Origin of the sequence: Pseudomonas putida, assembly GCF_001636055.1 — a bacterium.
Lineage (GTDB): Bacteria > Pseudomonadota > Gammaproteobacteria > Pseudomonadales > Pseudomonadaceae > Aquipseudomonas > Aquipseudomonas machongensis.
Map to the genome: position 1 here is coordinate 5261098 of NZ_CP011789.1, position 13277 is coordinate 5274374.

Genomic DNA, 13277 nt, shown 5'->3' on the forward strand with positions numbered 1-13277 from the left:
CCTTACCGCACCCGCGCATCAGACGACAGGCGGTTCCAGCAACAACCCGTAGATCCCCGAGTCGGACAACTCGCCCGCCACGCACCAACGGGCACGCAAGGTGCCTTCGAGGACGAAGCCCTGGCGCTCCAGGGTGCGCGCCGAGCCTTGGTTGCGCGGGTCGATCTCCGCCTCCAGGCGGCGCATGTGCAGGGTATGGGCCAGGTAGTCGATGAAGCAGGTCAGCGCCTCGTCCATGTAACCCCGGCCTTGCACCGCCTTGGCCAGGCAGTAGCCGATCTCGCCGCGACGCGAATCGTCATCGAGATTGAACAACTGGACCATGCCGATCAGTTCGCCGTTGTCGCGACGGTACATGCCGAGCTTGAGCAGATTGCCGGCGGCATAGGCTTCGCGGTCGGCGGCCAGGGCGCTTTCGGCCTCGGCCAGTTCCTGCCAAGGGGCGTGGTGCCAGAAACGCATGACCTCAGGATCAGCCATGATCGTCAGCCACTGCGCGGCATCGCCGTGACGCATGGGGCGCAGCTGCAGGCGCGGGCTGTCCAGGCACAGGTCGCTGGGGAAACTGCGGGGGTGGGTCACTCCAGGGCTCCTTCGCACAGATGTAGATCAACACGTTAGCCTAGCGTCAGCGTCAAGGATGGAACAGTCGCTCCCGACGGGCTAGAGCATCGCCAGCAGTCGTGTCCAGCGTGCCTCCTCGAGTCGCGGGTTCATAACGCACAGGCGCATGACTGTCTGCCCCTGCCACTCACTTGGCACCACCAGGGCAATTCCCTCCTGCAAGCACCGTTGCGCCCAATCGTCGTAGTCCGGTGCCTGCCAGCCCAGACGCCTAAACAGGATGACACTCAGCCCTGACGCCTCGATCAACTCCAGTCGTGGATGCTCGGCGATACACGCCCGCAACCGCTCGGTGAGGGCCAGGACCTGCTCCAGGGTGTCCTGATAAGCACGGGTACCATGTACCGCCAACGAAAACCAAAGCGGTACCCCCCGGGCGCGCCGGGACAGATGAAACGCGTAGTGCATCGGGTTGCAGGCTTGCGAGGCGTTGATCCGATCAAGGTACACGGCATCCTGGGTGAAGGCGGCGGGCACTTCCTCGGGCGCGGCGTACAGCAACGCACAACAGTCGTAGGGGACGAACAGGCCCTTGTGCGGATCGATGATCAGCGAGTCGGCGAGCTCGATCCCCTGAAAGCGATCTCGCACACTCGCAGCGCAGAGAAATGCTCCGCCGTAGGCCGCATCCACATGCAACCATATCTGCTGCTGGCGTGCGATGCGCCCAATCCCAGACAGCTCGTCGATCTGCCCGGTATTGGTCGAGCCCGCCACCGCCACCACCGCCACCACGTGTTCAGAACGCCCCTCGGCGGCCAGTGCGGCCAAGGACTGCGCCAAGTTCGCGGCAGTCATCCGGCCAAGCGCATCGGCGGCCACTGTCACCACCTCGAGGTCCAGCAGGCCGGCACTCACGACGATGGAAGAATGCGCGCCCTCGGTGGCCAGCAACACTCCGTCACGCTCTCCTCCCCGTGCCCGATAGCGTTGCCGAGCCGCAACCAGCGCAGAGAAGTTGCCAGCCGTTCCGCCACTGACGAAGCAGCCTGCGGCCTGGGCAGGCAAACCGGCAAGATCGGCCAGCCAGCGCAGGGCCTGGTTCTCGGCCCAGATCAAACCCGCCCCGCCCAGCCAGCCCGAGCCAATCATGCCGCTGGCCGACAGCAGCCCATCCATCAATGCCGCTTCCGGTGTCGGCGCCGAGCCGATGTAGGCCAGATAACCTGGGTGATCAGTGGGCACACCCTGACGGCTGAGCACTTCAGTGAAGAGCTTCAGCGATGCCTGCAAGCCGAGGCCCTGTGCCGTGATGCAGGCACCGACCTGGGTTTGCAGGGTCGCAGCCGAGGCGGGTGCCGCCATCGGCGCACGCTGGCCGAGCAGCGCCTGACGCATCGCCTCCAGCATCAGCTCAAGCGATTCATGCGTCAGGCCGGCGTCGCCGATGCCGGGCAGTGCGGGGTTTGGTGCGCGCATGTTCAGGACATCCTTGTAAGCAGAGAGGCGGCGCTTCGATAATCGCGCCGCACCAGGGTAAAACCGGCATGCCGGTGCTCGCCGGCCTGGAAGTCGGGGTGGCTGCGCAGGTACTCGGCAACGCTTCGTCCCTGGGCGATGGCGGTCTCGACGTGACCGAGCGCCAGGCGTACGCACGTGCCGAAGTCCGGAGTAGCGTGTGGGCACAGCGTCGACAACTCGTAGCCCTCGAGCAGCACATCGAACTCATCGATCACACAGTCGTCAGGCAGCAGGTACAGAGTGTCGGAGCGGCCATGTAGGCGGATCTGCTGTGCAACCTTGACGTGTGAGCCCATCAACGCATGGATCGGCGGCCCGGCGCGCGGCTGCGGCACCTGACCAACGCCAGCCCGCAGCGACTGTGCCAGGCGCTCGCCGTAGACCGAGCCATCCGACCAGACCTCTTCGAGGTACCCTGATGCACTGGCAAGGTACTCCAGCATCGCTGCGACCTGCTGCCTCTCGCTTGCACACAGCCGGTACGCACCGACGGCCTGACACAGGTCTGGCGCCGTGGCGGCGGGCAGCAACAAGGGCACGCCCGCCGCCTGATACAAAGCACCCGCGACACGCGCGCACTCGCTGTTGAAATGCCCGACCACCGCACTCACACCGGCCTCCAGCAAACGCCGGGCAGCGACCAACGCCAAGGCCGGATCGGCGCCATCGTCCGCCCAGCACACTCGCAGCGTCGTGCCACTGGCGGCCCGGCGCAACCACCGACCATAGGCCGCACGCGGGCCGGTGAATGGACCTACTATGCCGACCTGTTCCACTCAGGCACGCTCCGGCATCAACCGTTCCAGCGTCTTGGCGCACATCGTCGGTAGCCGCAAGCCACCTTGGCAGGGGAGCACCTGGGTTGCATCGAAGAATGCGCAAGCCTTGGCGGCATCCTGCTCAGGGGCTTCCAGGCCGAGCCATTCGGCCAACTGCTGGGCGAGGTCAGGTGCCAACGGCGCCAGCGCATGGGCCAGCCAACGTGCAGTCAAGGCCTGAAGCGCCACAGCAGTGCGGGCATGATTGGACCAAGGCCCCTGCCCTGTATCCACCAGGTAGACCTGGGCCAGGCCGAAACGCGCCACACGGTCGATCACCTGGGCCACTTGCTCGGCCATGCGCCGTGGCGAGAAGCTATCGAGCGACGCCGCCTGGCGATAGCTCTGCATCCATTGGCACAGTTCGTCGTAGTAGGCCTTGTGGTCTGCCAACCAAGCGCCCGGCTCCGGCACCTTGCCTGCCTGTCGCGCCAGGCTGCGCTGCAGGCTCTCGGTCCAGTCGGACAACTGCTGGGCGAACAAGGTGTTGATCCGCTCGCTGATCCGGGCCACGGTGAAGTCGCTGCGAACACCCTCGGGACGGGTCAGCATCAGCGCCATGCGGGCGTAGTCGCGTCCCGCCTCGGCCAGGAAGTCCTTGCCCCAGATCAGGTGGCGACGGCTGGTAGAGAACTTGCTGCCATCGAGGTCAAGCAGTTCGTTGACCACGTGATGACCCGGCGGTGTGAGCCCCAGCGCCAGATACACCGCGGGGAACAACAGCGTGTGGTAGTAGGCGTTGTCGAAGCCATAGCAGTGAACGATATCCATCGCCCCCGAATAGCACTGGGCGGCTCGCGCCAAACGATCCTGGCCGGCGACCGGCAACTCGCCGGCAGCCCACAGGTAACCGAAGGCCATTTCGAACCACACATACAGGATCTGGTCCTGGAACCCTGGCAGGCGGTGCCGTATACCCCAGTCGCTGCGGTGGCTGATGCAGATATCGGGCAGGCCCTGGACAAGCATGGAATGGCACAGCTGATAGACATGTGCCGGCATGCTCGCCGTCTGTACATACTGGGCCAGTTCATCGGCCAGCGCGCTCAGGCGGAAGAACAGGCGCGGCTCGATCTTCAGCTGGGGCTGGCGACCATCGCGCTTGACCCGTGGCTGGGACAGGTCGACGCACTGGTTAGGCCGGCCACAGGCTTCGCAGGCGTTGCCATCACTGCTCTCGCCGCAATGCGGGCAGCCGCCATGAATGAACGCCTCGTGCAAGGCATCACCGCGGTCGTCGACGAATACCGGGGTGTCCTTGGCATAGATCAGGCCTTTGTCATGCAGGCGTTGCAGGTACTGATGCACGAAATCGGCATAGGCACCCTGGTTGTCCGGGGTGATGAAAAGGTCCATGTCGATGCCGAACATGCCCCAGGTGTGGCGGATCGCTTCGGCATAGTGCTCGGCGCAGTCGACGGCTGTGCGGCCTTCCTTCGCCGCGCAGGTGACCACATAGGTCTGGTTGTCATCCCGGCCACTGCCATAGAACGCCTTTGCCCCTGCACCTGCCAGAACGCGCTTGAGCACGTCGCCCGCAACATAGGGGCCGCTGAGATGGCCAAGGTGCAGGTCGCCATTGGGCGTGGGAGGAGTGGCGAAAATCAGTGTGTCGCGCACAGGCTGCACGGCCACCGGGTTCGCGGTACCGGCATCCCAGTACAGCGAGTGAAACTGCAGGGGTGCGTCTTCACTGAGGTTGTGCACGGTGTGCGATTCGAAGCGCTGGCAATGAACGGCGTCACCCGCCGTTACTTGCAGCGATTCGTTCGCGGTACGCACCACGCCATGCCCGGCGGTGAACACGAAGATTTCATCTTCGAAATGATTGTGCGCCTGGCTCTGCTCGCCTGGCGCCAAGGTACACCCCATCAGGTTGAGGTTCGAGCCTGGCAACTCGACGGCACGGGCGTGGACATTGTAGAAGCGCTTGGCAGGGGAAAACATGTTGATCTTCTTCACGGTCGTCTCTCTATCCTTGAGTGATTTCACGAGCGAGGGTCATGGCAGCGTAAGGCGCCATCTTGAAGCCACCGCCGCTGAAGCCTGAGGCCAGCAATACCCCATCCGGCAGGCCAGGCTGCTGGCCGAGCACGGCGATCGGTTGGGTGCTGTAGCAGTCGCTGTGGCACAACGCGCCATCCATCTGGGCATGGCGTAACCACGGGAAACGCAGTTGGCCGCGCTCGCGGGTACGCTGCACATGCGCAGGATCGGCCGGGGCGTAGGCGTGGCTGGCCGGTACCCGCTGCCCAGTAGGATGGCCCACATAGAACCCCTGGGTCAGCGGGCACCAACGGCCGTTCAGATCGTGCTCGTCGTCGATAAAGCACGGCGCCGTCAGCAATGCTGCCTCACCTTTGAAACGGGTGACCTGGATGTGCTGGTTCCACAGGCCAAACGCCTGCCCGAACTGCGTCTGCACAAATTCTGCAGTCGCGTTCCCCATCGCCAGCACCACATGCGTGGCTGCATGCTCGCCGGCAGTGGTCTGCACGCCGACTACCCGTCCCCCGGCGCCATCGAGGTTCAGGCCCTGCACGCGCACGGCATCACGGTAGACACCACCGTTGGCAATCCCCGCGCCGACCAGGTATTCCAGGGTAGGACGTGCCTGCATATAGCCCGAGCCCGGTTCAAACAGCGCTTGCTCGGCGCTGATCGCAAAGCCTGGATAATGCGCCGCCAGTTGCTCTGGCCCGACCAGCTCGGCAGGCACGTCGTGCTCGGTGAGCCAGTCGTGCATGCGCGCCAGGGCTGCGGGCTCGGCGAAATGCAGGTAGCCGGTGCGGGCGAATGGCACCTGCGCCGTGTCCGCCAACTGCCGGTAGAAGTGATACCCCTGCGCCGCAGCAGCAGTGGCTGCTGCGTGACTGTGAGCGACCCGCACGATACACCCGGAAGCGCCGGTGATGCCGCACCCCAGCGGCTTCTCGTCGATCAGAAGGCAGCGCTTGCCCATATCGCCGAAGATCTTGAAACAGGTGGCGCCGATGATCCCGGCGCCGACGATGATTACGTCAAACGGCTTGCTCATACTGCCTCCGCGTCAGGCTGGCACACAGGTCGTCGACAATTTCGCCCGCACGAATGGCCATGTTGGAGATCAATGTGGCGCTCAGGCCATGCGAAGACTCGGCAATGCCGGTGGAGTAAAGCAGCGGCGCCGCTTCACCCTTGAAGGTCAGCCGATAGTGGCGCGACAGCCAGGCGCCACCTTCGTCCTTGACCAGTCGCGCGGCAAGCCCGCTGCACAGCAGGTCGGCGATGTTGCGTGGGCGAAATCCCGTTGCGCAGATCAGGTAGTCGCAGGCGATGCTCTGCACGTCACCACTGAGCTGTCGGCTGAACGTCACTTGCAGCTCATTCCCATGAGTGCTCGCCATCTGGAAACGACTCAGACGCTCCAGCACCAGGCGTTGCTGGCCGGTGACTTCATCGTCATACCACTGCCGGTAGAGCTTCTCGATCAGCGCCAGGTCCACTGCGGCGTAATTGGTAGAGGCGTGGACTCGCAGGACATGCTGGCGCACGTGGGGTGGCGCGGCATGGAAATCGTCGACGGCGTCGGCGTCGAAGATCTGGTTGACGAAGGGGCTGTCGTCGGCAGGCGTGTAGCCGTAGCGACCGAGGATTGCTGTCACCCGCAACGATGGGTAGGTCTCCAGCAGGTACTCCACCGCCTCGGCGGCGCTTTGTCCTCCTCCGACTACTACACAATGCCCGTCAGCCTTGGGCGGGGTTTCCTGCAAGTGCTTCAGCAAATGATGAACATGGGTAATGCGTGCGTCGGCGTGCAGGCCTTCCGGCAAGCGCGGCTCCAACCCCAGAGAGTGCACCACGGACCGGGTCAGCAGCGAGGTGGTGGTATCACCTACGCGCATCTCGATGCGCAACAGTGCTGCACCGTCGTCGCTGACACCGCCTTCGACGATGCGTATCACCTGGTGCCCGTAGTACACCTGATCACTGAACTCGGCCGCGCACCAGCTCAGATAGTCATGGAACTCCACGCGGGCAGGGAAGAAGTCCTTGCGGTTGCAGAACGCTGCAATCCTGCCCTTGCTGTGCAGGTAATTGACAAAGGTGAAGTGGCTGCGCGGGTTGCGGAAGCTGACCAGATCCTTGAGGAAGGACACCTGCATCGTCGCATTCTTGAACAGCATGCCCTTGTGCCAGGCAAAGCCGGGGGCGCTGTCGACGAACGCGACATCCAGTTGCGGTGCCATTTCCTGGAGTGCGATGGCGAGTGCGATGTTCGAAGGGCCGAACCCGATGCCCACCACATCGTGAACCTTGTGCTCGCAAGGGCTTCTGGCCAAGTCTGTTGCAAAACTCATGTGAACTCCCTGTCTACAGAATTTCGGGCTGAGCGAGGCCACGGGAAGGTCATTACGCGATGACAGTCCCGGGGGCCGGTTGGTTTTGCCTGAACGGTTGAGGGCTAGCCGAAGACGAAGGCGTCCGTCAGGTTGAGCGCCTGAAGCTGCGCGATATCTGCCTCCAATGCCTCGGCGCTGCTGTTACGCAGGAACACCGTGCAGCCATAGGTGGTACCGTCGGTGGTGGTCTGCACCCACTGGCCTGTCGGCGGCGCCAGGAAATAGTGGCTGAAGCTCGACAGCGCCCGCACCTGTTGATCGAAACGCATCGCCAGGACACGCCCAGGCCGGGTGATCACGAACGAGTAGTCGGCCACCGCCTGCGCAGCGCTCGCGACGTCAACTACCGGGCGCTTCTGCCAGAGATCCTGCTGGCTGGGCCAACCGCCAAGCTGGCATAGCTCAGGTAGTGGCGTACTGGCCAGCCGTGGCGCCAGCTTGACCAGACGCGGCCCCTGCGCAGTGATCACCACTTCAGCGTGCAGTGGCCCGTACAGCAGGCCCAGGCCAGAGGCCAGCCGCGCTAGACGCGGCACCAGATCAGCAGGCAAGGCAGCGGGGGGCAAACTGGTTACCGCGGTGAGAATGCGCCGCGCCAGCCAGTCCTGGGTGTGGCAACGCCACGCGTCACTGACCTGGAATTGCCCCTCCTCCAGTACCCCATTGATGAACACCGTGTAACCGGCTTCATGGCGGTGGACCAGCAAAGGCCCTGGCACAACCTGCAACCCCGCTTCGGCAGCCGCGATGCCGTGCTCGCCCAGCAACACGGCGCAGCCCCGAGAGTGCGGTGAAATCGCCGGACGCACGACCCAATCGCCTTGCGTATATCCCGACAGCTCGGCGCAGGAGCCAAGCACCTGAGCGCTGAACGCCAGCCCTGGGTCGAGACGACTGAGCGCGCGATACTGCTCGCACTTGTCGTAGAACACCGCAGGGTCGCAATCGGCGCGAAAGTACCCGGCTTCGATATTCTCCGGCATCACCTCACGCAGTTGCAGGTCATCGCTGGCCAGCCGGTACGCGGCGCGCGCAGGCGAATCGTAGGCCGGTTTCATTCGCCCAGTTCCGCACGGGTCGGGCCGCGAAAGTGCACGGCGTCGATATGGCAGTTGCGCGGCTGGGTCAGCACGAAGCGCATGGTTTCCCAGATGGAGCGGCCATTGAGCAACCGACCGGCAGGATCAACCGTTTCCTCGAGTCCGGTCACCTCGAAGTCTGGCGGATAGAATCCGGTGACGCGGATGTTCTCGGCAGCCAGATGGTGGGTCATGTTCTGGCAGAAGCCGCTCAGGCCATGCTTGGCGGCAAAGAACGCCGGATGCGCCACCGAATTGGTGAACTGTGGCACACCGCACACCGATACCATGGCCACGATATCTGCCGCAGCAGAACGTCGCAGGCTTGGCAGCAACGCACGCGTCAGGGTGATCGAGCCGGTGAGCCCGGAATTGATGGTGCTGACAATGTCCTCGTCGCTGTCATCCTCGCCGAGCGGGCCTTCAAGCCACTGCGCAGCGCTGAGCACCAGGATATCCACAGGTCGCGCATCGGCTTGCAGCGCTTGGACGAAATCCCGTACCGAGGCAGGATCGGCGATATCACAGGCATACGCACGCGCCGAGCCACCCTCACCCTGGATGATCTCGCAGGTGGCCTGAGCGCTTTGCAACTGGCGCGCGCACAGGTCGACATGGGCGCCCTCGCGGGACAGCCAGACCGACACGGCCTGTCCAAAGTCACGGCCACCACCGGTGACCACCACACGTTTGTCTTTCAGCATCGTTGCGACTCCTGTCAAAGGCCCGGATGTGGAACCGTGCGGCTACCTGAGGCATTTTCCTGGTAAAGCTGCCCGACGATGTAGTCGGCAGCATGTTCGGCCCACAACTGCGGTGCGATATAGTTTTGGTGTTCATCAGGCAAGCACACCGAGAGCATCTGGGTATTGACCCCGTTACCCGGATCCAGAGCGATGGCGTTCACACCGTTGGGCAGGTCTGCAGCGAGTGAACCGATCAACCCTTCTACAGCGAACTTGCTCGCGCAATACGGCCCCAACCCCCAAGAGGCCGAACGCCCCCAGCCGGAGCTGATGGCGATGAACAAGCCCTGGCCGCGGTCGAGCATCATCGGCAGGAAGGCATGCATCGTATTGACCACACCCAGCACGTTCACATCCAGTACCCGTGCCCATTCCTGCTCGGCGATTTCCCAGGCCGGTTGCCGTGGGTTGATGACCCCGGCGTTGCACACCACGATGTCCACCCCGCCGTCACGCATGACAGTCCTGGCGAACTCGCGCATCTCGTGAGCCTCGGTCACCGAGGCGTTGAACAGCGCCGGATTGTCAGTGGATGCAGACTGCGCCTCGGCCGACAGCTGACAGCCGAAGACCTGGTGTCCACGGGACGCCAGCGCCTGGCTGAGAGCTTTGCCCAGCCCACGGCTGACGCCAGTGACGACGATGCGTAATGGCCGATGTCGATGGTCGCTCATGAGTCCTCCTGGATAGTCTGTGCGACAAGATTGAAGCGCGTGATCGGTGCATCCGGCTGCAGGTTCTCGACCTCCCCCGCCCAATGCCCGACGGGCCAGCACTGGCTCAGGGCATCACGCTTGACCAGGGCGTGGCCACTGACAAACAGAAACGGCACATTGCAGACGATGGCAGCTTCGGCATCGGCGATCGCGTCACCGAGAAACACCGTTTCGCCGGGTGTGCAGTCGTACTGTTCAAGCAATGTGCGGATCGCTGCTGCCTTGGCTACCGGGGAGCCGATGATGCGCGCCAGATAGTGGTCCATGCCGTTGGCTGCCAGCGCCAGATTGATTTCCTTTTCATTGCCACCGCTGATCACCACGCATTTCACCGCGCAGTCCGCCAGTTGCTGCAACAGCGTTGCGGCACCGGCCACCGGTGGCGCCGCGCTGTAGTGTTGTTGCAGGTAGTGCTCGTAACGGGCAATGCTGGTGCTGACGAAGTCCGCTTCGGCGGCCGTGCCGGCCAATGACTCGAAAGCCTCGAAGTGCCAACGCCGCGAACGCCCGAAGTTGAGCTTGAAACTGACCTTGCAGCGCTCGCGCAGTGCCGACGGATAGGCGGCCAGGGCGTGTTCGACGGCCGCCAGCTTCACACCGTTGGAGTCCAGCAACACACCATCGCAGTCGAAGAACACGAGTTTGCTGCCTGCCAGCCTGTCACCCAGCCTGGCCTGATTGATTCGCATGGCCCGCACTCACATGTAGTGGTTGAGAATACTCGGGTCGTACTTGCCTGCCCCCGCGTGCCCGGCGATGCGCCCGAGAATATCGATGCGCTCGAGTGCCGAAAGCGGCGCACCTTCGAACAACTTCTGCGCATAGGTCGGGTGCACGTTGTGTTTTGCCTGGCAGCGGTAGGTCGGCGAGTAGCCCCAGTTGGCCTCTTGTCGCAGCGGCTCGATGTGCTCGGCGAGAAACCGCTCGCAGGACGCCATTTCCTGCTGGCCGGGCTTGAGCAAGGCCAAGGTCTCGGTCGGCGCATTGCCCGCACCGCGACCGATGCCGGCGAAGGTTCCGTCGACGTAACGAGCTCCGGCTTGCAGTGCCGCATGCGTGTTGGCAACTGCCAGCCCATAATTGTCATGGGCATGAAAACCGAGCGGCAGGTCAGTCAGTTCGCCGGCCTGGCGCAGCACGCGGTGCACCTGCTCCGGCAGCATGCGTCCGAAGCTGTCGGCAAAGTAGAACGCCTGTATCGGTACCTGGCCGAGGCCGCGCAGATCGTGCGCCAGTTGCTCGGGCGAAAGCTCGGCGACCTGCATCAGATTGATCATCACGGCAAGGTCGCTTTCAGCCAGTACCTGGGCGAGTGCGAAGCTGGCATCCAACTGACTGCTCATCGCGGCGATGCGCAAGACCTCGATGCGAAACGGCGCACGAGCCACTGCCGAGAGAATGACCTGGGCGACCTCATGGGTCGGCAGATCGAGGATACGCCACGCATCGATCATCACCGCTGCACGCAACGTCCCCGGCTTGACCAGTTCGCGCTGCTGCTCGCTCAGCGACTCGGGGAGCGCCTTGTAAGACCCCATAGCTACCGGAGTGCCCGGTGCGGCGAGGTTCAGATAGCCCAGTTCGACCATGTCCACGCCCATGGCGTGACAGGTATCGAAGTACTGTCGCGCCATGGCATCGGAAAACCGCCAATCGGTCTGGAAGCCGCCGTCACGCAAGGTGCAATCCATCAGCACGAATGACTGTTTTCGCCCGGTCATTTCTGCCCACTCACCTGTTCGATCGCCCAGTCGTACACCTGCTCCAGACGCCACCAGTTCAGCTCGGTCTGGTTGCCGGCGATGCGTTTGAGAAGCGGGCTTTCGGCGCCATGCATGCGGTCGTCCCAGGCCTGGATGACCGGGTGGACCGACAAGGCGTGGGTGAAATCGCGCAGCGGATCGAACGCCTCGTGCGCCTCGACCTGCATGAACAAGGTATTGGGTGGCAGCAGGTAGATCGACATACGTTGCAGGCCGATTTCACGCAGCACGCCGTGTTCGCCAGCAATTTGCGGCGGCACATCCTGGTGCAGCATCTTGTAGGCCTCAACGGCTTGTTCGCTGCTCAGTTGAATCGAAAAACCAAAACGCTTCATGAGTAATATCCTTATTACTGGCTGACGAATTCGAGAAGTTGGTCGTAGACTTTCTCGACTTCCCGAAGAGTTTCCGGGTCCATGGTGAAGTCCACCGGTGGGCGGATCAAAGTGTTGCTCATCAATTGACGGCGTTTGAGCAAGTGCTTGGACAACTGCAGGTAGCAGTCGATGCTCGCCATCATGTGGCACATCAGGTAGGAGAGCGGATAGCCGATGGCTCGGGCCAGACGTTCGTCACCTGCTTGCAGGGCGCGCCACAAGGCCACGGTGATCTCGGCGATCTCGGTGGCCGGGATCACCCCGGCCAAGCCGCGTCGATAAGTGTCGACCAGCATCATGCCGCCATCACCCTCGAAAATCCGCGCCTGCCCTGCAGTGGCATCACGAAGCAGGGAGACCTTCGGTGCAGTCGGCGCCGACTCGGGTTTGAACTGGACCTTCTCGGGGCCGAACGCCTTGAGCAGGCGTGCCTGCACGTCGATCGACAGCGGGCGTTTGGCCAGGGACTTGGCATGATGCACCAGCACCGGCACCTGTACGCTCTCGATGACGTTGGCGAAGTACGTATACATCTGCTCGTCATCCAGCGCCCACATCGACGGGTGCATTACCAGCAAGGCATCACAGCCGGCGCGCTCAGCTTGACGCGAATACTCCACGGCCTGGGCAATGCTTTCGCCGCCCGTACTCATGATCGACAGGCCCCTGCCCGCAGTCTGCTCGGCAATCAGTTCCGCAAGGCTGAAACGCTCGGCGGTGGTCAGTCGGGAAACTTCGGAAATCTGCCCGATCACCACACCATCGCAGCCGGTATGCAGAATGTGCTCGATCTGCAGGCGCAGGGCGGAGGTGTCCAGGGACAGGTCGCTGTTGTAAGGCAGGATGGCGACCGGAAGGACGCCTTGAAGAGGGCGTTGCGTCATGTTTGATACTCCTTATCAAATGTTGACGTAGACAACAGAAACAGCACAGCGAAGTACCTGAAGGGCAACTTCGAAAGCCTCACGACAGGCCTTCGCCCATCGATAAAGTGCATGTTCAACGCCAGAAAACCGCGCCGAAAGTTTCAATACGTTGTCGATTTCCATGGCGACATACCGACGACTACCTAATAAAGGTGCAACATCCAAAAAGTTGCAAATCGGCATGACTGGAAGTCGGTGGCAATTAAATGGCTCGTCCTGAATATTGTCGAATTGGTATTTGTATCAACCTGTTACCGACGCTGGAAAAAAGAAAAAATGCATATTAATACGCGGTGCATCTGTTTCTACTTATTACAAAAATGTAACAAGAGTTAATAAATCCTCGCCCTGGCAAAGTGGCGCGCCAGTGGGGTCAACGACCCTC

General features: G+C 62.7%; 14 protein-coding genes. All 14 read right to left on the reverse strand.

Annotated elements, in window-relative coordinates; translation table 11 throughout:
* Positions 1-18 precede the first annotated feature (18 nt).
* The gene (locus AB688_RS23700; RefSeq protein ID WP_063546086.1) at positions 19-582 is read right to left on the reverse strand and encodes a GNAT family N-acetyltransferase; all 564 of its coding nucleotides are present in this window, start codon (positions 580-582) and stop codon (positions 19-21) included.
* Positions 583-663: 81 nt separating this feature from the next.
* Positions 664-2043 carry a pyridoxal phosphate-dependent decarboxylase family protein gene (locus tag AB688_RS23705; protein ID WP_063546087.1) on the reverse strand — a complete coding sequence of 460 codons (1380 nt, stop codon included), beginning with the start codon at positions 2041-2043 and terminating at the stop codon, positions 664-666.
* Positions 2044-2045: 2 nt separating this feature from the next.
* On the reverse strand, positions 2046-2861 hold the full coding sequence (locus tag AB688_RS23710; RefSeq protein ID WP_063546088.1) for an ABC transporter substrate-binding protein: 816 nt from the start codon (positions 2859-2861) through the stop codon (positions 2046-2048).
* Entirely contained in the window at positions 2862-4865 is a 2004-nt protein-coding gene (locus AB688_RS23715; protein WP_231100269.1) for a class I tRNA ligase family protein, read from the reverse strand.
* Positions 4866-4875: 10 nt separating this feature from the next.
* Positions 4876-5940: an NAD(P)/FAD-dependent oxidoreductase gene (locus AB688_RS23720; RefSeq protein WP_063546089.1), complete on the reverse strand. Its 1065-nt coding sequence runs from the start codon at positions 5938-5940 to the stop codon at positions 4876-4878.
* Positions 5924-7243, reverse strand: coding sequence for a lysine N(6)-hydroxylase/L-ornithine N(5)-oxygenase family protein (locus AB688_RS23725; RefSeq protein WP_081255311.1), 1320 nt, complete (start codon positions 7241-7243; stop codon positions 5924-5926). The genes AB688_RS23720 and AB688_RS23725 overlap by 17 nt, the downstream gene beginning before the upstream one ends.
* A gap of 104 nt (positions 7244-7347) precedes the next feature.
* Positions 7348-8343, reverse strand: a complete 996-nt coding sequence (locus tag AB688_RS23730; protein ID WP_063546091.1) for a hypothetical protein — start codon at positions 8341-8343, stop codon at positions 7348-7350.
* Positions 8340-9068, reverse strand: a complete 729-nt coding sequence (locus tag AB688_RS23735) for an SDR family oxidoreductase (RefSeq protein ID WP_063546092.1) — start codon at positions 9066-9068, stop codon at positions 8340-8342. The genes AB688_RS23730 and AB688_RS23735 overlap by 4 nt, the downstream gene beginning before the upstream one ends.
* Positions 9069-9082: 14 nt before the next feature.
* Positions 9083-9784: an SDR family oxidoreductase gene (locus AB688_RS23740; protein WP_063546093.1), complete on the reverse strand. Its 702-nt coding sequence runs from the start codon at positions 9782-9784 to the stop codon at positions 9083-9085.
* Positions 9781-10515, reverse strand: a complete 735-nt coding sequence (locus tag AB688_RS23745; protein ID WP_063546094.1) for an HAD family hydrolase — start codon at positions 10513-10515, stop codon at positions 9781-9783. The genes AB688_RS23740 and AB688_RS23745 overlap by 4 nt, the downstream gene beginning before the upstream one ends.
* Positions 10516-10524: 9 nt before the next feature.
* On the reverse strand, positions 10525-11547 hold the full coding sequence (locus tag AB688_RS23750; RefSeq protein WP_063546095.1) for a homocitrate synthase: 1023 nt from the start codon (positions 11545-11547) through the stop codon (positions 10525-10527).
* Positions 11544-11924 carry an L-rhamnose mutarotase gene (locus AB688_RS23755; protein WP_063546096.1) on the reverse strand — a complete coding sequence of 127 codons (381 nt, stop codon included), beginning with the start codon at positions 11922-11924 and terminating at the stop codon, positions 11544-11546. The genes AB688_RS23750 and AB688_RS23755 overlap by 4 nt, the downstream gene beginning before the upstream one ends.
* Before the next feature lie 14 nt (positions 11925-11938).
* Positions 11939-12850, reverse strand: coding sequence for a dihydrodipicolinate synthase family protein (locus AB688_RS23760; RefSeq protein WP_063546097.1), 912 nt, complete (start codon positions 12848-12850; stop codon positions 11939-11941).
* A 15-nt stretch (positions 12851-12865) separates the two neighbouring features.
* Positions 12866-13015 (reverse strand): hypothetical protein, encoded by a 150-nt coding sequence (locus AB688_RS26920; RefSeq protein WP_155738233.1) that lies wholly within the window; start codon positions 13013-13015, stop codon positions 12866-12868.
* Positions 13016-13277 lie beyond the last annotated feature (262 nt).